Here is a 19,975-nt window from a genome sequence, read left to right as displayed (position 1 = left end):
CACGCAAGAAGGCCGCCGCCGCGCAATCTCCAGCACCTGAATCTCCGGCACCGGCCATCGCGGAGCCTGTGCCGCATGTCCTGATCGAAGTGCCGATGCCGGTGCGGTGGCGCGACCTGGACGCGTTCAACCACGTCAACAATTCCAAGTACCTCAGCTACCTGGAAGAGGCGCGGCTGCACTGGATGCTGGGCGTGCCCGGCCAGGGGCTGGACGACGACGTCGCGCCAGTCGTGGCCGCGGCGCACCTCAATTACCGACGCCCGATCGAATGGCCGAAGCAGGTCCGCATCACGCTGTTCGTGGAGCGCCTGGGCAACACCAGCCTCACCATCGGCCATCGCATCGTCGATGCGGAGGACGCCGACACGCTGTACTGCGACGGCCACGTGGTGATGGTGTGGATCGACCGCCAGACCGGACAGGCCGCGCCGCTGCCCCCCGCCGTGCGAGAGGCCTGCCAGGCCTGACATGAAAAACGCCGGTCGATTGACCGGCGTTTTTCGTTCCGCTGCCGCTTGGCGATCGAGGTGGCCCTGACCGCCCCCTGATCTTTCAAGTGGATCAACGTCCGGTCGGCGCGCGGACCTCAAGCTCCACGGCGCGGGTCTGGCCGCCCTCCAGCTCCAGCACGACCTCGACCACGTCCCCGGGCTCCAGCGAGCCCCGCGGCTGCATCAGCATCAGGTGCAGGCCACCGGGCTTCAGCTCGACGCTGCCGCCAGCCGGAACGGCCAGACGCGGTACCGCACGCATGCGGCTGACGCCGTCGACGATGCGCGTCTCGTGCAGCGACACGTCGGCAAACGCATCGCTGCGTACGCCCACCACCGCCACGGCGTCGCCACACGCATTCTCGATCCGTCCGAAGCCGGCCATCATCGGCATGGCGACGGGTGGCATTCGCACCCAACCCCCGACCATCTGTACGGCGCACGCCTCTCTGGACGCAACTTCTGCGCCCTTCTGCATGGCAATTGCAGCCGGGACGATGCAAAAGGACAGTGCCACCGACAGTGTCAAAGCACGGGTCATGTTCATCGTCCTATGATACCGGGAGGCCATGAACGGAGTCCGCGATGCATCGTCCTATTACCCTCCTCGCCGCGGCACTGGCCATGGCGGCGTGTTCGCCGGAAGGCCGGCAGGATGACAACGCGACCGTCGTGCAGCCGACCGTCAAGCCATCGCCCGCCGAATCGGACACGCAGGACCGTCCCGCCGATGCAGCCCCCGAAACGCGCCTGACGATCTACAGCGGCGACTACGACGCCCTCGGCAACGCCGGTGCGCCCGCGTCGGGGATGCCCGGCTATGCGCTGGTGGAGCGGCCACTGAGCTACTCGCTCAAGCGCGGGCCCAACGCGATATCGGCCGTCAGCGTGCCGCCGGCGATGGATGTGGAAGCCGCGGTACTGCGTCCGGCCGGTGAAGGCACCAGCGTGCTGTCTCAACGCTTCGTCGCCGGCCTGTCGGGTGGCGAAGACGTGCTGGCGCAGGCCGTCGGCCAGCGCGTGGCGGTCGAACACACCTCCGGCGGCGCCAAGCAGACCGACAACGGCACGCTGGTCTCTTCCTCCGGCACCAGCCTGGCGCTGGCATTGAACGATGGCCGCATCAAGGTGATCCGCGACTACGACAACTTCAGCGTGATCGACGGCGCCGAGACGTTCCCCGGCCAGCCGTCGCTGCAGTGGACGGTCAATGCAGCGTCCGCCGGGGACGCCGACTTCACCTTGCACTACCCGATGGGGGGCATGGCGTGGCGCGCGGAGTACACCGCGACGATCGCAAATGGCGATGGCTGCGCGATGTCGCTGGACGGCGCCGCGCTGGTCGCCAACCGCTCCGGCGTCACTTTTGCCGATGCGCGGGTGACGCTGGTCGCGGGCGAACCGGCCCGCGTACGCCGCGACCGGCCGGAAATGTACGCACGGGCCGCCGCTGCGCCGATGGCCATGGATGCCGCGGCGGGCAACATGCCGACCCAGCGGCGCTCGGCTGAGTACCACGCCTACGAACTGCCGCGCGCGGTGCGCATCAGCCAAGGTGCGACCGAGCGCATTCCGCTGTTCCCCTCGCGCAGCAACGTGGCGTGCGAGCGCGCGTATGTGGTGGAGGCCGACGCGCAGGACTGGCAGCCGCCCCAGCCGATGCTCGACCCCGGCTTCCGAGGCGCCACCGGTACCCTGCCGGTGTCGGTCGCCGTGTCGCTCGACAACACCAAGGACGCGGGCCTGGGCCAGCCGCTGCCCGCCGGACGCGTGCGCGTGTTCGAGGGGGCCGACTTCCTGGGCGAGTCGCGGCTGGACCACATCGCGTCCGGCGGCGAGGTGCGCGTGGAAGTCGGCGAGGCCTTCGACCTCTCCGCCGAGCGGGAGAACACCGCGTTCGACGTCGACCGCAGCGGCCGCACCATCACCGAGTCCTTCGCGCTGACCCTGCGCAACGCCAAGGCCGCCGACGCCACCGTTCGCGTCGTCGAACCGCTGCCGCGCTGGAGCGATTGGGAAATCGTCGAGAGCAGCGTGCCTGGCGAGCGCCAGGACGCGCGGCACGCCGTATTCGAGGTGCCCGTGCCAGCCGGCGGCGAAACCCGCCTGACCTACACCGTGCGCTACCGCTGGGCCCGGGACGTGGCGCCATGACCGCCTGCATCGAAACCGTCCCGCACGCGGGCGGCATCTTCGAGCTGCGCATGGCACGGCCGCCAGTCAACGCGCTCGACCCGGACCTGTGCGGCGGGCTGCGCGATGCGGTGAAGGCCGCGGTCGACGGCGGCGCGCGCGGCCTCGTGCTGTCCAGCGCCGCGAAGGTGTTCTCCGCGGGACTGGACGTGCCGCACCTGCTGTCGCTGGGCGATGACCGCGCCGCACTGATGCACGCATGGGAAACCTTCTTCGATGCGGCTCGCGCACTGGCCGGCGCGCCCGTGCCGGTGGTGGCCGCCATCGCAGGGCATGCGCCTGCCGGCGGCTGCGTGCTCGCCCTGTGCTGCGACTACCGCGTGATGGCATCGGGTCCGTACCGGGTCGGCCTCAACGAAACCCAGGTCGGCTTGGCCGCACCGGAGGGCGTCCAGCGGCTGCTGCGCCGCGTGGTCGGCCCCTACCGCGCCGAGCGCATGCTGGTGTCGGGCGAAATGGTCGAGGCCGAGGACGCCCTGCGCATCGGGCTGGTGGACGAGGTGGTCGACATCGACAGCGTCGTGAAGCGCTCGGTGGTCTGGCTGGAACTCCTGCTGGCCCTGCCCCGCGAGGCGATGCTGGCCACGCGTGCGATGGCGCGCACCGACCTGGTGGAAGCGCTGCAGCCGCAGCACATCCAGCTGGAGCGTTTCATCGAGGCGTGGTACCGGCCGGACTGCCAGCAGGCGTTGCAGGCGCTGGTGGCGCGGCTGGGGAAGTAGCGCCGGGCTATGGAGGCGGGCCTCCTGTAGGAGCGACGTAAGTCGCGACCGCGACGTCTCGTGACGCGGACGTTTCGCGACTTGCGTCGCTCCTACAAGACCACTTGGAGCTTCGCTCGCATTCCCGCCAGCACTGATCGCGGCTGAAGCCGCTCCTACAAGGGCCCTTTCGCGACGGGCCGTGACGGGTCCTCGATCCAACCGCTCCACGAACCCGTCGCCAGCCGTGCACCCGGCAGGCCCGCGTACGCCATCGCCAGCAGGTGGTGGCACGCGGTGACACCCGAGCCGCACATCGCAACCCAGTCGCCGGCGGAGGCGTCGCCCAGCATTGCCTTGAACTCGCTGGCCAGCCGGTCCGGCGACTTGAAGCGCCCGTCTTCCAGGTTGTCGGCGAATGGCCGATTGACCGCACCGGGGACGTGGCCGGCGACGCGATCGATCGGCTCGACCTCGCCACGGAACCGCGCCGGCGCACGCGCATCGACCAGGCCACCGCCCGCCGCGAGGTGCTTGGCCACCGAGCTGCTGTCGAACAGCGATGCGTCATCGAAGCGCACCGGATACGACAACGCTCCCTCAGGCGGTACCGCCGCGTCCACCGGGAAGCCGCGCTCGCGCCACGCGGCCCAGCCTCCATCCATCACCGCCACCTTCTGGTGGCCGGCCATGCGCAGCAGGCACCACACGCGGGCCGCCGCCAGCGCGCCGCCCGCGTCGTCATACGCCACCACCCGGCTCTCCGGCGTCACGCCCCAACGCGACAGCACGCGCGCGAAGGCATCGGCCGACGGCCAAGGATGCCGCCCCTCGCCGCTTCCCGGCGGCCCCGACAGATCGCGTTCCAGGTGCGCGTAATGCGCGCCGGGTATGTGCGACGCGCAATAGGCCGACTCACCCGCACCCGGGTCTTCGTGCAGCGCCGGGGAGAATCGCGCATCGATCACCACCACGTCCTCATCGTCCAGCGCCGCCAGCAGGTCGGCGGGGTCGACGACGGTGGTCCAGTCCGGTTGTTCGGGTCGGGTCATCGGATCGCCTCCAGTCGGGTCCGCAGGTTGAGCAGCATCGAGGCGGTCGCGCCCCAGATGCGCTGGGCGGGGTAACGGTACTCGTGCACCTCGCGGGGTCGGCCCCGGTAGTCGAGCACATGCGAAGCGAGGTTGCGGGGATCGAGCAGGAACGAGAGCGGCACCTCGAACACGTCCGCGACCTCGTTGGGGTCGGGCACCGGCTCGAACCCGGCGTCGACGATCGCCACCACCGGCATCACGCGGAAACCGGTGATGGTCGCCAGCGGGTCAAGGAAACCCAGCGGTGCCACCTGCGACGGCGGCAAGCCGATTTCCTCGCCGGCTTCGCGCACCGCCGCGGCGACGGCGTCGGCATCATCGGCTTCCAACCGGCCGCCGGGGAAGCTGACCTGGCCGGCGTGGTGCCGCAAGGCATCGGTGCGCCGCGTCAGGATCACGCGGGTGCCGCCTGCGCGCGGCACCAGGCCGACCAGCACCGCCGCCTCGACCAGCACGGCATCGTCGGGAATCAGGTCGTGGAGTTCGCTTCGGTTCCAGCCACCTTCGGTGGGTGGCGCGGCCAGCGCATGCAGCGCATCGCCCAGGCGCGGGCAATCGTGCAGGGGTTCCGGATGCGACTTGAGGGGGGAGGCCGCCATCCCGTCAGGCTACCTCAGGCGCGATTGGCCTCGCGCTCGGGAAGCACCGTCTCCATCCAGCGCAGGCGTTCGTCGTCGCCCATCTGCGACCAGCGCGCGATCTCGCCCGTGCTTCGGTGGCAGCCCTCGCACAGGCCCTCCTCGTCGAGAGTACAGACGCCGATGCAGGGGCTGAGGACGGCACGGAAGGTGGGGGTGTTCATTGGGACTCGGGAAGCACGGATGCTGGAAATGCGGGCGCTGGAATCGCCAGTTGCAGAAATGCATTGCGCCGGCGAGGGCCGGCGCAATGGGTAGTGCTCAAACTCAGGCAATGCATGCGTCGCTGGATCCCCGATCGAAGCACTCGGGGATGACGTATCGGCAAAGCCGTCCGCGCATTGCGCGGACGGGCCGATACGTCACTTGACGCTGACGAGCTTGATTTCGAACTGGACGGCGACGTTCGGCGGGAACGGCGTGTTCGGGTTGGCACCGTACGCGCGCTCCGGCGGCAGGGTGACTTCCCACTTGGCGCCGGCCGGCATCTGCAGCAGCACTTCACGCATCGCCGGCATTTCGATCTCGCTGATCTTCATGGCCGGGACGTTCTGCGCCGGCCGTGCCGGCTGCGGACGCTCGCCCCAGGCGTAGGGACCGGCGATCTGCAGCTCGACCGTGCTGGCCTGGGTCGGCTTGGCGCCGTTGCCGGCTTCCATCACGCGGTACTGCACGCCGCTGGGCAGCGACTGCACGCCCGACTTGGCCTTGTTCTGCGCCAGGAAGCCGTCGCTCTTGGTCTTGTTGGTGGCGGCGGCCTTGTCCCACTCGGCCTTGGCCTTGGCCTGCTGGCGCTGCTGCATGTTCTGCACGGCGGTGCGCAGCTGGTCGACCGGCACGGCCGGCTCCTTCTTGGCGTAGCCGTCCTGCAGGCCCTTGATGACGCTGTTGACGTCGACCTGTTCACCGCTTTCGATGGCGTTGCGGCCCAGGTCGTACCCGAGCGCGTAGCTCAGCTTGCCCTTCTCCGAGGAAATGTCCTGTGCGGCGGCGCTGCCGGCGGCCAGGGCAACTGCGGCGACGGCGGCCGCGATCAAACGCAACTTCATTCGGTGAAACCTCCGATAATGGCTCGGGACGGCCTGGGCCGTCCCGCTTGTCCGGGGCGTCATGCCCGGAGATGAGTGCGCAAACCGGGTCACAAGACCCCGACTTGACGGGCTAGGATAACGGCGGCATGGCTTAACTGCCACTGACGCCGACCGTCTGACCCCGCGCCCCCGCGGGAGTTCCACGCGCCCGGCCAGCCCTCCTTTTCCTCTCTGAACGGGTCATCCATGTCCGCATCACCCCTGCTGATCGAAGACGTCGGCGCCGTGCGCCGCATCACCGTCAACCGCCCCGACAAGCTGAATGCCCTCAACCTGGCGACGCTCGACGCGCTGGCCGAGGCTTTCCGCGACGCCGACCGCGACGATGCCGTCCGCACCATCGTGCTGACTGGCGCCGGGCCCAAGGCCTTCGTCGCCGGCGCCGACATCGCCGAAATGAACACGTTGACCCCGGTCCAGGGGCGTGATTTCTCGCTGCGCGGACAGCGGATGATGCGCGCGGTGGAAACGCTGTCCAAGCCGGTGGTGGCGATGATCAACGGCTTCGCGCTGGGCGGCGGGCTGGAGCTGGCGATGTGCTGTCACCTGCGCGTGGCGGCCGACAGCGCCAAAGTCGGGCAACCCGAGATCAACCTGGGGCTGATCCCGGGATTCGGTGGTACCCAGCGCCTGCTGCGACTGGCCGGCCGTGCCGCGACGCTGGAGCTGTGCCTGGTCGGCGCGCCGATCGACGCGAACCGCGCACGCGAGCTGGGCATCGTCAACCGCGTCGTGCCCGCAGCCGACCTCGAGGCCGAGACGATGAAGCTGGCCGAACAGCTGGCCGCGTCGGCACCGCTGGCGATGCGCGGCGTGCTGGACTGCGTCAATTTCGGCGGCGAGTCGTCCATCGAGGAAGGCCTGGCCTACGAGACCGCGCAGTTCGGCTTGATGTTCTCCACCGACGACATGCGCGAAGGCACCGGCGCGTTCCGGGAGCGCCGCAAGCCGGCGTTCAACGGCCGCTGACCGGCGACCTCCATGGCTTCCGACGGGGCACGGTCGTGCAGCGTGTGTGGGTGCGGGCATGACGGCGCACCACAGCACGTGATCGCCACCGCGTTGCGCATCGACGATGTCGACGCGGCCATCGAGGGCGGGCTGCTGGATGCCGACGCGGCGTGCCCCGGCTGCAGCGCGGACTGCACCACCATGATCGAGGCGGCGCGCAGCGAGCGCCTCGACGCATTGGCGGCGCGCGAGCGGTACCGCGCGCGGGAGGCCCGTCTGCAGCGTCGGGCGCAGGAGCGCGCCGCGCGCCGCACAGCCCCTGCGGCCGTGCCCGGTACGCCGGCAGGTCCCGCCGCCCAACCGGCACTGCCTCCGGCCGCCGCTGCCGCCCTTGCACGTGCCAAGGCGCGAGCCGCCGCACTAAAACCCTAGAAGACCAGAAGCACTTCGCCACGGATTGCACGGAGTGACACGGATGGGAGCAGCAATTGGACGTGGGGCACCCATACCTGCCAACCCGACTGTCGAGACCTGGGCTATCCAGCCTCCCCATCATTCTGATCCGCCTTCCATCCGTGTAATCCGTGGCAAGAACGCCTTTCCAGATGCCGACCCCGATCAAGCCCCGCAAGCGCGCCACACGTCGATCGCGCCTGACCGCCGCGCAGCGCGACGAGATGTTCGCCCGGCTGAAGGCGTACAACCCGAAGCCGACGACAGAGCTGGAGTTCTCTACGCCGTACGAGTTGCTCGTCGCGGTGACCCTTTCAGCGCAGGCCACCGACGTCGGCGTCAACAAGGCGACGCGCCGGCTGTTTCCGGTGGCGAACACGCCCGAAGCGATCGCGGCGCTCGGCGTCGAGGGACTGAAGCCCTACATCTCCACCATCGGCCTGTACAACACCAAGGCCGCCAACGTGGTGGCGATGGCGGAGCAGTTGCTGCGTGACCACGATGGCGAAGTACCTCGCCAGCGCGAGGCGCTGGAGGCGCTGCCCGGTGTTGGACGCAAGACCGCGAATGTCGTGCTCAACACCGCGTTCGGCGAGCCGACCATGGCCGTGGACACGCACATCTTCCGCGTCGCCAACCGCACCGGGCTTGCACCCGGCAAGAACGTGCGCGAGGTCGAGGACGGCCTGCTGCGCGCCGTGCCCGAGGCCTATCTGCACGACGCGCACCACTGGCTGATCCTGCACGGCCGCTACGTGTGCAAGGCGCGCAAGCCCGATTGCCCGAAGTGCGTGATCCGCGACCTCTGCAAGTACCCGGACAAGACGCCGGGCGACGCGGAGTCGTTGTAGGAGCGGCTTCAGCCCCGATGAAGTGCTCGGGACCTTTGTAGGAGCGACGCAAGTCTCGACCCCACCCGCCAACGAAGTTCGGTCGCGACTTACGTCGCTCCTACAGGGGCCTTGATTGGCCATCGCGGCTGAAGCCGCTCCTACAGGGGCCGTGACCTCGGCGTGGGTCTACAGCTACACGTACTGCCTCTCGCGCAGCCACTTGGTGGCCACCCACTTCTCGCCTTCGATCACCGGCGCGCCGCCATGCAGGGTGCCGGTCATGGGGTGCGGGCGGTCGTAGCTGAAGAACACCGCGTTGCCCTTGATCGGCGCCACCTCGAAGCGTGCGTCCGGAAAGGTCGTGGCGCCGCCGCATTCGGGCGTGTTGAGGTAGATCACCAGCGACGCCACGCGCTGGCCACCCCGCGCCAGCAGCGCGGACGTGCCAGGGCGCTGCGGGTCGAAATAGTCGTAATGCGGTCGGTACTCCGCGCCCGGGCCATAGCGCAGCACCTGCAAGCCTTCGCCATGGTCGACCGGCCAGTCCAGCAGCGTGGCGATGCGCGCTTCGATGCGCCGGCACAGCGCGTCGGCGCCGCGCGCGAAGAACATGCCCTGGCTGGTTCGCCCCTCGTGCACCTCGTCCACGCCGCTGTCGAGGTTGAACGTCGACGAGCGTGACAACCGGCTGCGGGCCGAGGCCACCAGCGCATCGCACTCCTCGTGCGACAGCACGCTGCCGAACACGATGACCCGCGGGTGCAGCAGGTTGGCCAGCACCTGTACCTGGCGGTCGCCCGCATCGACGGTCGCGCGACCGTTGGCCACGATCGGCGCGGGTACGCGCACCGGCACCGGCAGGCCCTCCTCGACAGCGTGTTGCTCGAGGAAGCGGCGCGTCACCCATTCCACCGCGTCGATCGCCGCGTCCTCGTCCCAGCCCTGTTCCACCAGCGGCGCGAGCACCGCTTCGGGCGGTTGGCCGGCGCGCACCTGCTCGACGATCCACGCGGCCAGCGCGTCGTCGACTTCGACGTCCTGCGAAGGGATGGCTTCGGTGTGCACGCACGCGACGCTACGTGCGACATGTGTCAGCGGTGTTGCAACCACGCGGCATTCCACGTGACGCACAACCCAGGCGCGTGCAGCAACGAGTGCGAATTCGCACCGTCGCAAAAACGCAAAGGAAGTGTCACTAAACGAACCTATAACAACTCCCCGAATCGTCACTCAGGGAATGAGGCGACCCGACCCCCGCCATGCGGAGGCCGGTTGGCCTTGTTTCGTGTGCGCTCGACCCACCCCTCGATTTGGAGACGTGAGAATGTCCGTTCGCAACAATTCCCGGACGCTGCTGATGACCTTCGGCGCTGTCCTTGCACTCAGCGGCTGCGGCGGCAATGGCGCCGACCGTGTCGCTTCCCCGGGTGAAGGGGCATTCCCGCCTCCGCCGCCGACCGCTCCGCCGCCGCCCCCGCCGCCGCCGACCTCCCCGCCGCCGACCGGTGGCCCGGCCGCGGAATGCCCGGAAGGCTTCGCCAACATCGGCACCGTGGCCGACGGCACCCTGCGTGCCTGCCGCGTGCCCGAACTGATCGTGGGCGACCTGGTGATCCCCAACCGCGACGGCACCGTCTACGCCATCTCCGGCCGCGTCGCCGTGGGCGAAGACCAGGGCGGCGACATCGACAACCCGACCGCCGGCACGCGTGACGGCATCCTGACCATCGAGCCCGGCGTGACGCTGTACGGCTCTGCGGGCGCAGACCTGCTGGTGGTCAACCGCGGCTCGCAGATCTACGCCGAAGGCACCGCGCAGGAGCCGATCGTCTTCACCGCACGCCAGAGCGTGGAAGGCGAGACCAACGTGGACTCCATCGGCTTGTGGGGCGGCGTTGCCATCCTCGGCCGTGCGCCGATCAGTGCCTGCCCCGGCACCACCGTCTCGGGCACGCCGGAGTGCCAGGAGCAGGTCGAGGGCACCAACGCGTTCTACGGCGGCAATGCGCCGCGCGACAACAGCGGCGTGATGCGGTACGTGCGCGTCCAGCACTCGGGTTTTGAAGTCACGCCCAACAACGAGCTCAACGGCATCACCCTGGCCGGCGTCGGCGACGGCACCACGTTCGACCACATCCAGGTGCACAACAGCTCCGACGACGGCATCGAAATCTTCGGCGGCACCGTCAAGGGCCGCTACATCGTGCTGACGGGCAACGACGACGACAGCCTCGACACCGACACCGGCTGGGACGGCGCCCTGCAGTTCGGCATCGTGCTGCAGCGCTCGAACGGCGGCGACCGCATGAGCGAGTGGAGCGCGATCCGCCGCGAGCCGTACTCCAACCCGAAGGTCGCCAACTTCACCTACGTCGGCCGCGCCGGCGGTGGTGCCGCGCTGACCCTCAACCAGGGCACGCAGGCGGAGTTCTACAACACCGTGGTGACCCGTCCGGCCGGTGGCACCGGCGACGCGGAGTTCTGCTTCCGCATCGACGACGACAACACCTCGGGCACGTTCGGCTCGGTGCACTTCTCCTGCCCGGTGGCCTTCGCCGACCAGCGCGCGGCCGATGCCTTCAACGCCGGCACCGACAACGTCGCCGACGGCACCTCCACGCTGACGGCCACGTTCGTCAACGGCGCCAACGAAACCGCGGTCCCGGCGTTCCAGGGCCTGCAGGCGGTGGATTCGTTCTTCCAGCAGGTGGACTACATCGGTGGCGTGCGCAACGCCAGCGATACCTGGTGGCAGGGCTGGACCTGCGGCCTTGATGGCAATACCCCCTGCTGACGGGGACCGGGACGGGGCGGCACAGGCCGCCCCGTTCCATCACCCACCGCCCCACCCCGCAGCCAAGGTTCCCAATCCATGAAGCGCACCCAGACCCGTACCGGCCTGTTCCTCGCCATTTCCGCCCTGCTCGCCTGCAACGGCGCGCTGGCCCAGTCGACGCCACCGGCCGACCCCGCCGCCACCGCGGCACCCACCACCGCCGACACCACCGCGACCCAGCTGGACGCGGTCGAAGTGCGCAGCGAGTACATCCCCGAACCGATGCTGCAGACCTCCGAGGTCGCCTCGTTCGTCACCCGAGAGGATTTCGAGCGCACCGGCGACAGCGATGCCGCCGCGGCCCTCACCCGCGTGACCGGCCTGAGCCTGGTGCGCGACAAGTTCGTGTACGTGCGTGGCCTGGGCGAGCGCTACTCCTCGGCGCTGCTCAACGGCTCGCCGCTTCCCAGCCCCGAACCGCTGCAGCGCGTGGTTCCGCTGGACCTGTTCCCGAGCGAAGTGCTCGACAGCGTGACGGTCCAGAAGACCTACTCGGTGAAGTATCCCGGCGAGTTCGGTGGCGGCGTCATCGACCTGCAGTCGCTGGCCGTGCCGGACGAGCCGTTCCTCAACTTCTCCATCGGGATGGGCGGCAACAGCGTCACCACCGGCGAGAAGGGCCTGACCTACTACGGCTCGGACACCGATTACTGGGGCTATGACGACGGCACCCGCAAGGCGCCGCGCGAGCTGCAGGACGCCGTCGCAACCGGCCAGCGCGTCGACCTGGGCGCCTTCAGCCGCGAGGACCTGCGCCGCATCGGCCGCAGCTTCGAAAACGCCAACCTCAACGTGCTGCAGGAAAAGGACAGCATCGATCCCGACACCAGCTTCGGCGGCAGCGCCGGCTACTCCGCCGACATGGGCGCGGGTCGGCTGGGCTTCGTCGCCGTAGCCGGGTTCGAGAACGAGTGGCGCACGCGCTTCGGCACCGAGCAGGACGGCTTCTTCGTTGGCGACTCGGTGGAGTTCGACCGCGACTTCGACTTCCTCGCCACCCAGAACAACGCCACCGTCAACGTGCTGCTGGGCACCGGCTTCGAGACCGACCGCCACCGCCTGGGCCTGGTGACGCTGTACGTGCACGACACCATCAAGGAAGCCAAGAGCCGCGCCGGCCTGGACAACCTGGCGGGCTTCACCGCGCGCGACGACACCACCGAATGGTTCGAGCGCGAGCTGATCAACCACCAGGTCAGCGGTTCGCACAAGTTCGGCGAGTACGACGACGTCACGGTCGAGTGGCGCGGCTCGGTCGCCGAGGCCAACCGTGATGTGCCGTACGAGAAGGGCATCCGCTACGAGCTGGTCGACGGCTACTGGTCGCACGACGGTTCGCGCGTGCAGAACTACACGCGTTTCAGCTTCGTCGAGGACGAGCTCGCCAGCGGCGGCGTCGATGTCACCTGGCGCCTGCCGATCGACCGTGACGTCACCCTGACCGGCGGCCTGTCGTACCTCGACAACGACCGCACCGCCGAGTCGCGCGAGTTCCGCTTCCTCGCACTGGACGGCGCCCTGCCGTTCTACAACCGCTACCAGCGCGTGGACTACCTGCTGTCGGACTTCAACCTCAGCCAGGACCTGCTGCGCCTGCGCGAGACCACCGGCAGCTTCGGCGCGGCGGCCTACGACGCCACGCTGAAGGTGAAGGGCGCCTACCTGCAGGCCGAGGGCGAAATCACCCCGGCCGTGCGTGCCACCGTCGGCATGCGCTACGAGGACGCCACCCAGGCCATCGAGCCGTACGACATCTTCACCGGCGTGCGCCAGGACAGCGCGGACCCGCTGGTCAACGACTACCTGCTGCCGGCCGCCACGCTGACCTGGAACTTCGCCGACAACCAGCAGGTGCGCTTCGGCGCGTCCAAGACCATCGCCCGGCCGCAGTTCCGTGAGCTGGCGCCACAGCAGTACCAGGACCCGGACTCGGACCGCCAGTTCTACGGCAACCCCTACCTGGTCGACAGCGAGCTGGTGAACCTGGATGCCCGCTACGAGTGGTTCTTCGGGGCCGGCGAGTACTTCACCGTGGGCGGGTTCTACAAGCAGATCGACAACCCGATCGAGTCCAACGTCAACTTCGCCGGCGGCACCACGTTCCAGAGCTTCCTCAATGCGCCGGAAGCGACCGTCTACGGTGCCGAGATCGAGTTCAAGAAGTATTTCGACCCGGCGATCGACGCGGCGTGGTGGGGCGAGAACCGCTTGTACGTCGCCAGCAACTACACCTGGTCGCAGTCGGAAGTGAACGCCGACGAGGGCGACACGGTGCGGCCGTACGGGTTCCCGGCACCGGTCGACGCCACCCTGTTCGTGCGCGACGGCAGCACGCTGCAGGGCCAGTCCGACCATATCGCCAACCTGCAGCTGGGCATCGAGGACGAGGCCACGCGCACGCAGGCGACGCTCATCGCCAACTACGTCAGCGAGCGCATCTCCGCGCGCGGCCGCCCCGGCCAGCCCGACTACATCGACGAACCCGGCACCAGCCTGGACTTCGTCCTGCGCAAGGGCTTCACCCTGGGCGGTACCGACATGACGCTGGGCTTCTCGGCCCGCAATCTGCTGGACACGGACTACCAGGAGTACCAGGAGCGCGACGGCAACCGCGTCGATGTCCTGCGCTATTCGCCCGGCGTGTCCTATGACGTGAGCCTGTCGGCGTCGTTCTGACGCCCGCGCGGCCGCCCCGCAACGGGGCGGCCGCGATGCATGTCCGTCGCATGAAGGTTATGTGGCAGTTGCCGTCAAGCTGTCACATAGCTGTCGCACCCTTTCCGCATTCCGGCTGACCTTGTTCGCCCCGCGGAAATCCCCGTGCCGATGCTTTCGTTCCCACTCCCCGACGCACTGACATGGCGGCCCGATGGCGCCGCCCTGCGCCGCGCTGTCGAGCTCGCCATCGTGCTGCTGCTGGGCATGCAGGCGGCCCGATTGGTCTGGCTGGTACTTGCGCCACTGGGGCCCTTCGGCGGGTCGCCGCCGGATGCCGCGGTGATGACACCCGCGCCGGCCATGACGATTTCGCGCGACCCCTTCTTCCCCGCATCGACAACGGCCACGGCATCGGCGGATGCCAGCGGTGACTTCACCCTGTTCGGGGTCAATGTCGGCGGCGGCTCGGCCATCCTCGCCGGCAAGGACGGGCGGCAGGCGTCATGGCGCATCGGCCAGGAGGTCGCACCCGGCGTGCGCCTGCAGGCCGTGGATGCCAGCGGCGCGGTGCTCGACGTCAGTGGCCGGCAGCAGCGACTGGCGCTGCAGGCACGCGCTTTCTCGTCTCCGGCCCTTGCGCCCGCAGGCCAGCTGCCCAGCGCACGTGCGGCCGGTACGGGTGCGGATGCGACGCCCACGATCGACCCGGCCGCGCTGCTGCAACAGGCCGGTCTGCGCCCGCGCATCACCGACGGCCGCATCGTCGGCTACACCCTGATCCCGCGAGGCGACGACGCACTGGTGCGCCAGGCCGGGCTGCGCGCGGGCGATGTCGTGGTCGCGATCAACGGCAACACGCTGACGCCCGAGCGCCTGGGCGAACTCGAATCCGACCTCGCCGGACGTGATGCCGTCGAACTCACCGTGCTGCGCGACGGCACCACCCGGACCCTGACCCTGCGGACGCCTACGCCTTGAAGCCCTCGCTTTCCCGAACCCTGCTCGTCCCGTTGCTGTGCGTGACGCTCGCGCTTCCCGCCAACGCCCAATCGCCGGCCGGCGCGCCCGCGGGCGGCGTCGCGGCGATGGACGTGCGCGATGCCGACATCCGCGCCTTCATCCAGGACGTCGCCCGCGCCACCGGCACCACCTTTATCGTCGATCCGCGCGTGCAGGGCACGGTGAGCTTCTCGCGCGACCAGCCGATGACCGAATCCGAGCTGATCGGCGTGCTGCTGGCGATCCTGCGCGCCAACGGGCTGGTGGCGGTGCCGACCGGCGCTGGTGCCTACCGCGTCGTGCCCGACGACACCGCCGCGCAACAACCCGGCTCGGCCGGCGGCTCGACGCTGGGGTTCGCCACCGAAGTGTTCCCGCTGTCACGGGTGGATGCGCGGGTCGCGGCCGAGACGCTCAAGCCGCTGGTGGGCCGCGGCGGCATGGTCATGGCGCTGCCGCAGGGCAACAGCCTGCTGGTGGCCGACTATGCCGACAACCTTCGGCGCCTGCGTCGGCTGGTGGCACAGATCGACACCGACCGCGCGACCGTCGACACCGTGACGCTGCGCAACAGCTCGGCGGCCGACATCGCCGCGACCGTCAACCAGCTGTTCGGCATGCAGGGCGCGGACGGCACGAGCGGCGCGCTTTCGGTGCTGCCGGTGGAGAGCAGCAACTCGATCGTGGTGCGCGGCGACGCCACGCTGATCGGGCGCGTGGTGCAGATGATCCTGGAGCTGGACCGCCGCGCCGAGCAGCAGGGCAACGTGCGCGTGGTCAAGCTGCAGCATGCCGACGCCGACGAGCTGTTGCCGGTGCTGCAGCAGCTGGTCGGCCAGACGCCCTCCCCGACTGACACCACCGGCGGCATCGACCCGGCGACGGTCGCCGCCGCGGCCGGTGCGGCCGGCGCGCAGCCGGCGCAGGTCATCAGCCCGCGACCCGGCAGCGGCCGCCGCCCGACGATCGTCCGCTACCCCGGCTCCAACGCACTGATCATCAATGCCGACCCGGACATCCAGCGCACGCTGATGGACGTCATCGGCCAGCTGGACGTGCGCCGCCAGCAGGTGCTGGTGGAGGCGATCGTGGTGGAGATTTCCGACGCCGCCGCGCGCGACCTGGGCGTGCAGATCGCCGCCGCCAACGAGAAGGGCGTGCCGTTCGGCCTCACCCAGTTCCGCAACTCCGGCCCGGGCATCACCGAACTGGCCGGCGCTGCGCTGCTGGACCGCGACGAGGACCCGGACGCCAGCGAGACGGCGCGGGAGGCCGCGCTGCTGTCCCTACTCGGGCTGACCGGCGGGCTGGCCGGCATCGCCGGCTCGGCGGGTGACACGCTGTTCGGGTTGATCATCAACGCCGTGCGCAGCGACACCGGCTCCAACCTGCTGTCGACGCCGTCGATCATGACGCTGGACAACGAGGAGGCGCGCATCCTGGTCGGCCAGGAAGTGCCGATCACCACCGGCGAGGTGCTGGGCGATGGCAACACCAATCCGTTCCGCACCATCGAACGCAAGAACGTCGGCATCCAGCTGGAGGTCACGCCGCAGATCAACGCCGGTGGCGGCATCACCCTGCAGCTGCGGCAGGAGGTGTCGTCGGTCGCCGGCTCGGTCAGCAACCGCAGCGACGAGCTGATCTTCAACACGCGCGAGATCGAGACCCGCGTGCTGGTGGACGACGGCGCCATCGTGGTGCTGGGTGGCCTGCTGGACCAGAACGAAAGCGCGTCCATCGACAAGGTGCCGCTGCTGGGCGACATCCCGCTGCTGGGCAGCCTGTTCCGCAGCACGTCGCGGTCCAAGGCCAAGACCAACCTGATGGTGTTCCTGCGCCCGACCATCATCCGCGACAGCCGGGAGATGCAGGCCGCCACCGCGCCGCGCTACGACTACATGCGCGATGCGCAGCTGCAGCTGCCCCGCCGCGACAACGGCGAACGCGCCGCGATCGACGCGCTGGTGCAGGACTACCTGCGCACGCAGCCGCCGGTCGCGCCTGCCGCGGCGCCGGTGACCGACGGCACCGCCCCCGCCACCCGCGACACCGCCCCCGCCCCGTGACCGCGACGCTGCCACTGCTGCCCTATGGCTTCGCCAAGCAGCACGGCGTGCTCGTGCTGGATGCATCGGCGCAGGCGCCTGGCGAACCCGCGCGCGTCGGCCTGCGCGAAGGCGCCGCGCCCGCGGCGTTGCTGGAAGCCCGTCGCGTGCTGGCGCGGCCGCTGGTGGTGGAGCCGATGGCCAGCGGCGCATTCGACCGCCGCCTGTCGGAGGTCTACGCCGATGCCGGCCTCGGCGCTTCCGGGCAGGTCGACGCGATGGACCCGCACGGCAACCTCGATGCGCTGGTCGAAGACATCCCCGCCGCGGCCGACCTGCTGGAAAGCCAGGACGACGCCCCCGTCATCCGCCTGATCAACGGGGTCATCGCTGAAGGCGTGCGGCTGGGCGCGTCGGACATCCACATCGAGCCGTTCGAGGCGGCGCTGCGGGTGCGCTTCCGCGTCGACGGCGTCATGCGCGAGGCGGTCGCCCTGCCCGCCCGCATCGCGCCGCTGCTGGTGTCGCGCGTCAAAGTGATGGCGCGGCTGGACATCGCCGAGAAGCGCGTGCCGCAGGACGGCCGCATCTCGCTGTCGATGGGCGCGCGGGCGCTGGACGTGCGCGTGTCCACCCTGCCCGCCCGCGGCGGCGAGCGCGTGGTGCTGCGCATCCTCGACAAGGAGGCCGGCGCGCTGGCCATGGAACAGCTCGGCATGCCGCCTCAGGTACTGGACGCACTGCGCGGCGCGCTGCGCCAGCCCAACGGCATCGTGCTGGTGACCGGCCCGACCGGCTCGGGCAAGACCACCACGCTGTACGCCGGCCTGGCCTCGCTCAACGACGGCCGCGGCAACATCCTCACCGTCGAGGACCCGGTTGAGTACGCCATCGACGGCATCGGCCAGACCCAGGTCAACGCCAAGGTCGGCATGACCTTCGCCGCGGGGCTGCGCGCGATCCTGCGCCAGGACCCGGACGTGGTGATGGTCGGCGAGATCCGCGACACCGAAACCGCGCAGATCGCCGTCCAGGCCAGCCTCACCGGCCACCTGGTGCTGTCGACCGTGCATACCAACGACGCGGTCGGCGCGATCACCCGCCTGCGTGACATGGGGGTCGAGCCGTTCCTGCTGGCCTCGACGGTCCGCCTGATCCTGGCCCAGCGGCTGCTGCGGCGGCTGTGCACGCAGTGCCGTGCGCCGCGCGAGGTCGAGCCCGGCGATGCGGCGGTGATGGGCGCCAACTACGCCGGCCCGCTGTTCCGCGCCGTCGGTTGCCCGGCCTGCAACCACACCGGCTATGCCGGCCGGCTGGGCGTGTACGAAGCGGTGCGGATCGACGACACGCTGCGGAGGCTGATCGGCACCAACGCCGACGAGGACGCACTGGCGACCGCCGCGTTCGCGCGCAGCGAGCGGCTGGAATCCTCGGCGCGGGCCTGCATCGCGCGCGGCGACACCACGGTCGAAGAGGCGCTGCGGGTCACGCGCCAGGTGGAGGGCGGCTATGGCGACGTTTGAGTACGCCGCGCTCGACGCGCAGGGCCGCACGCGTACCGGCCGCCTCAACGCCGACGGCGCCCGCGAGGCGCGCCGGCAGCTGCGCGAGCGCGAACTGGTTCCCACCCGCCTGGCGGCCGCCGCCACGCGCGACCGCGCCGAGCGCAGCGTGTTTGCCTCGCGCTTCCGTGCGCGCGACCTCGCATTGTTCACCCGCCAGCTGTCGACGCTGGTCGCGGCCGCACCGCTGGAAGAGGCGTTGCGCACCATCGGCGCGCAGTCCGACCGGCGTGCCGTGCGCCGGGTGGTCGGCGCTACGCACGCGCAGGTGCTGGAAGGCCTGCGCCTGTCGGACGCAATGGCGCGGCAGGGCAAGGCGTTCCCGCCGCTGTACCGCGCGATGGTCGCCGCCGGCGAAGGCACCGGCGCGCTGCCCGCCATTCTCGAACGGCTCGCCGACCTGCTCGAGCGCGAGCAGCAGGTGCGCGGCAAGCTGATCACCGCGCTGGTTTATCCCGCCTCGCTCGCCGTGGTGGCCGTCGCCGTGGTCATCGCGCTGATGGCGTTCGTCGTGCCCAAGGTGGTCGAACAGTTCGACTCGATGGGACGCACGCTGCCGGTGCTGACGCGCGTGGTGATCGCGGTGTCCGACGCCATGGCGACCTGGGGCCTGCCGCTGCTGGTCGTGCTGGCGTTGGCGGCGGCGGGCTTCATGCGGGCGCTGCGACATCCCGCCTTCCGGCTCCGGTTCGATGGCCTGCTGCTGCGGCTTCCGGTGCTCGGGCGCCTGACGCGCGACCTGCATGCCGCGCAGCTGGCACGCACGCTGTCGATCATGGTCAACAGCGGCCTGCCGCTGATGGAAGGCCTGGCGATCACCGCGCGCACCGTGCACAACCGCGTGCTGCGCGCGGCCACCGACACCATGGTCGCGTCCATCCGCGAAGGCGGCAGCCTGTCGGCGGCAATGCGCCGCGCCGGCGTGTTCCCGCCAACGCTGCTCTACATGGCCTCCAGCGGCGAGAACAGCGGACGCCTGGCACCGATGCTCGAGCGCGCCGCCGACTACCTGGAGCGCGAGTTCAACACCTTCACCTCGGTGGCGATGAGCCTGCTCGAGCCGCTGATCATCGTCGTGCTCGGCGGCGTGGTCGCGGTGATCGTGCTGGCCATCCTGCTGCCGATCCTCCAGTTCAACTCACTCGCCATCGGCTGATGGAGCTTGCGATGCCCCGTTCCCGACCCGTCCGTCAAATGCACACGCCTGTCGATCGCTCCGTGTGTCTGACATCCCCGCCAGAGCCCGGCGTCCTTCCCACCCCGTCATCCCGGCGAACGCCGGGATCCATCTTGACGTCGGCGGCGTCCTTGCCTTCCTCGGATTGGGAAGGCGTCGACGGCGACAACAACGGCAACAACGACAACGGCAGGATCAAAATGGATCCCGGCGTTCGCCGGGATGACGGTGGTGGAGGGTCACGGCG

At 69.8% G+C, this 19,975-nt stretch carries 16 protein-coding genes and 1 pseudogene; 12 read left to right on the top strand and 5 right to left on the bottom strand.

Translation table 11 applies throughout. From position 1 onward, the window contains the following. The first annotated feature begins 95 nt into the window (after positions 1-95). A complete protein-coding gene (locus K6753_RS09590) occupies positions 96-470 on the top strand; it encodes an acyl-CoA thioesterase (RefSeq protein ID WP_223676467.1) in 375 nt (124 codons plus the stop codon). Positions 471-564: 94 nt separating this feature from the next. Here the strand turns inward: K6753_RS09590 and K6753_RS09585 are convergent, their stop codons facing one another. Continuing rightward, entirely contained in the window at positions 565-924 is a 360-nt protein-coding gene (locus K6753_RS09585) for a copper chaperone PCu(A)C (protein ID WP_484549423.1), read from the bottom strand. Positions 925-1,079: 155 nt separating this feature from the next. On the opposite strand from K6753_RS09585, the gene K6753_RS09580 reads away from it, so the two are divergent. Further along, positions 1,080-2,648: a DUF4139 domain-containing protein gene (locus tag K6753_RS09580; protein WP_223676236.1), complete on the top strand. Its 1,569-nt coding sequence runs from the start codon at positions 1,080-1,082 to the stop codon at positions 2,646-2,648. Further along, the gene (locus K6753_RS09575; protein ID WP_223676235.1) at positions 2,645-3,409 is read left to right on the top strand and encodes an enoyl-CoA hydratase/isomerase family protein; all 765 of its coding nucleotides are present in this window, start codon (positions 2,645-2,647) and stop codon (positions 3,407-3,409) included. Before K6753_RS09580 ends, K6753_RS09575 begins: the two co-directional genes overlap by 4 nt. 155 nt (positions 3,410-3,564) lie before the next feature. Here K6753_RS09575 and K6753_RS09570 read toward each other — a convergent pair whose 3' ends face one another. The 3 genes and pseudogenes from K6753_RS09570 to K6753_RS09555 all read right to left on the bottom strand — a co-directional run bounded on the left by K6753_RS09570 (position 3,565) and on the right by K6753_RS09555 (position 6,169). After that, the gene (locus K6753_RS09570) at positions 3,565-4,440 is read right to left on the bottom strand and encodes a sulfurtransferase (RefSeq protein ID WP_223676234.1); all 876 of its coding nucleotides are present in this window, start codon (positions 4,438-4,440) and stop codon (positions 3,565-3,567) included. Next, positions 4,437-5,284, bottom strand: a pseudogene (locus K6753_RS09565) (NUDIX hydrolase). Before K6753_RS09565 ends, K6753_RS09570 begins: the two are co-directional and overlap by 4 nt. A gap of 198 nt (positions 5,285-5,482) precedes the next feature. Further along, complete coding sequence (locus K6753_RS09555) at positions 5,483-6,169, bottom strand: FKBP-type peptidyl-prolyl cis-trans isomerase N-terminal domain-containing protein (protein ID WP_223676231.1); 687 nt, start codon at positions 6,167-6,169, stop codon at positions 5,483-5,485. Positions 6,170-6,397: 228 nt separating this feature from the next. Here K6753_RS09555 and K6753_RS09550 point away from each other — a divergent pair, with 228 nt between their 5' ends. From K6753_RS09550 to nth, 3 genes are all read left to right on the top strand, one after another. Continuing rightward, on the top strand, positions 6,398-7,180 hold the full coding sequence (locus K6753_RS09550; protein WP_223676230.1) for an enoyl-CoA hydratase/isomerase family protein: 783 nt from the start codon (positions 6,398-6,400) through the stop codon (positions 7,178-7,180). 78 nt (positions 7,181-7,258) lie between these two features. Next, entirely contained in the window at positions 7,259-7,594 is a 336-nt protein-coding gene (locus K6753_RS09545) for a hypothetical protein (protein WP_223676229.1), read from the top strand. Between the two features lie 245 nt (positions 7,595-7,839). Next, positions 7,840-8,466, top strand: coding sequence for an endonuclease III (gene nth, locus K6753_RS09540; RefSeq protein WP_223676465.1), 627 nt, complete (start codon positions 7,840-7,842; stop codon positions 8,464-8,466). Between the two features lie 174 nt (positions 8,467-8,640). On the opposite strand, the gene K6753_RS09535 is transcribed toward nth, so the two are convergent. Further along, a complete protein-coding gene (locus tag K6753_RS09535; protein ID WP_223676228.1) occupies positions 8,641-9,513 on the bottom strand; it encodes a 2OG-Fe(II) oxygenase in 873 nt (290 codons plus the stop codon). Between the two features lie 259 nt (positions 9,514-9,772). On the opposite strand from K6753_RS09535, the gene K6753_RS09530 reads away from it, so the two are divergent. From K6753_RS09530 to gspF, 6 genes are all read left to right on the top strand, one after another. Further along, a complete protein-coding gene (locus K6753_RS09530; protein WP_223676227.1) occupies positions 9,773-11,242 on the top strand; it encodes a hypothetical protein in 1,470 nt (489 codons plus the stop codon). A 78-nt stretch (positions 11,243-11,320) separates the two neighbouring features. Continuing rightward, positions 11,321-13,960, top strand: a complete 2,640-nt coding sequence (locus K6753_RS09525; RefSeq protein ID WP_223676226.1) for a TonB-dependent receptor domain-containing protein — start codon at positions 11,321-11,323, stop codon at positions 13,958-13,960. A gap of 150 nt (positions 13,961-14,110) precedes the next feature. Further along, on the top strand, positions 14,111-14,920 hold the full coding sequence (locus tag K6753_RS09520) for a type II secretion system protein N (RefSeq protein ID WP_223676225.1): 810 nt from the start codon (positions 14,111-14,113) through the stop codon (positions 14,918-14,920). Beyond that, positions 14,917-17,010, top strand: coding sequence for a type II secretion system secretin GspD (gspD, locus tag K6753_RS09515; RefSeq protein ID WP_223676224.1), 2,094 nt, complete (start codon positions 14,917-14,919; stop codon positions 17,008-17,010). Before K6753_RS09520 ends, gspD begins: the two co-directional genes overlap by 4 nt. After that, on the top strand, positions 17,007-18,512 hold the full coding sequence (gene gspE, locus K6753_RS09510; protein WP_223676223.1) for a type II secretion system ATPase GspE: 1,506 nt from the start codon (positions 17,007-17,009) through the stop codon (positions 18,510-18,512). Before gspD ends, gspE begins: the two co-directional genes overlap by 4 nt. Then, positions 18,499-19,707 (top strand): type II secretion system inner membrane protein GspF, encoded by a 1,209-nt coding sequence (gspF, locus tag K6753_RS09505; RefSeq protein ID WP_223676222.1) that lies wholly within the window; start codon positions 18,499-18,501, stop codon positions 19,705-19,707. The genes gspE and gspF overlap by 14 nt, the downstream gene beginning before the upstream one ends. Positions 19,708-19,975: the final 268 nt, after the last annotated feature.

Origin of the sequence: Novilysobacter selenitireducens (assembly GCF_020026895.1) — a bacterium.
Classification (GTDB): Bacteria; Pseudomonadota; Gammaproteobacteria; order Xanthomonadales; family Xanthomonadaceae; genus Lysobacter_C; species Lysobacter_C selenitireducens.
The sequence above is the reverse complement of the archived record's forward strand: the minus strand, read 5'-3'. Positions and strand labels throughout refer to the sequence as shown.

What these genes read in the sequence shown, in the direction of transcription:
- K6753_RS09590 (WP_223676467.1), top strand. Translation starts at nt 96, where the DNA reads ATGCCGGTGCGGTGGCGCGACCTGGACGCGTTCAACCACGTCAACAAT.
- K6753_RS09585 (WP_484549423.1), bottom strand. Translation starts at nt 924, where the DNA reads ATGGTCGGGGGTTGGGTGCGAATGCCACCCGTCGCCATGCCGATGATG.
- K6753_RS09580 (WP_223676236.1), top strand. Translation starts at nt 1,080, where the DNA reads ATGCATCGTCCTATTACCCTCCTCGCCGCGGCACTGGCCATGGCGGCG.
- K6753_RS09575 (WP_223676235.1), top strand. Translation starts at nt 2,645, where the DNA reads ATGACCGCCTGCATCGAAACCGTCCCGCACGCGGGCGGCATCTTCGAG.
- K6753_RS09570 (WP_223676234.1), bottom strand. Translation starts at nt 4,440, where the DNA reads ATGACCCGACCCGAACAACCGGACTGGACCACCGTCGTCGACCCCGCC.
- K6753_RS09555 (WP_223676231.1), bottom strand. Translation starts at nt 6,169, where the DNA reads ATGAAGTTGCGTTTGATCGCGGCCGCCGTCGCCGCAGTTGCCCTGGCC.
- K6753_RS09550 (WP_223676230.1), top strand. Translation starts at nt 6,398, where the DNA reads ATGTCCGCATCACCCCTGCTGATCGAAGACGTCGGCGCCGTGCGCCGC.
- nth (WP_223676465.1), top strand. Translation starts at nt 7,840, where the DNA reads ATGTTCGCCCGGCTGAAGGCGTACAACCCGAAGCCGACGACAGAGCTG.
- K6753_RS09530 (WP_223676227.1), top strand. Translation starts at nt 9,773, where the DNA reads ATGTCCGTTCGCAACAATTCCCGGACGCTGCTGATGACCTTCGGCGCT.
- K6753_RS09525 (WP_223676226.1), top strand. Translation starts at nt 11,321, where the DNA reads ATGAAGCGCACCCAGACCCGTACCGGCCTGTTCCTCGCCATTTCCGCC.
- K6753_RS09520 (WP_223676225.1), top strand. Translation starts at nt 14,111, where the DNA reads ATGCTTTCGTTCCCACTCCCCGACGCACTGACATGGCGGCCCGATGGC.
- gspF (WP_223676222.1), top strand. Translation starts at nt 18,499, where the DNA reads ATGGCGACGTTTGAGTACGCCGCGCTCGACGCGCAGGGCCGCACGCGT.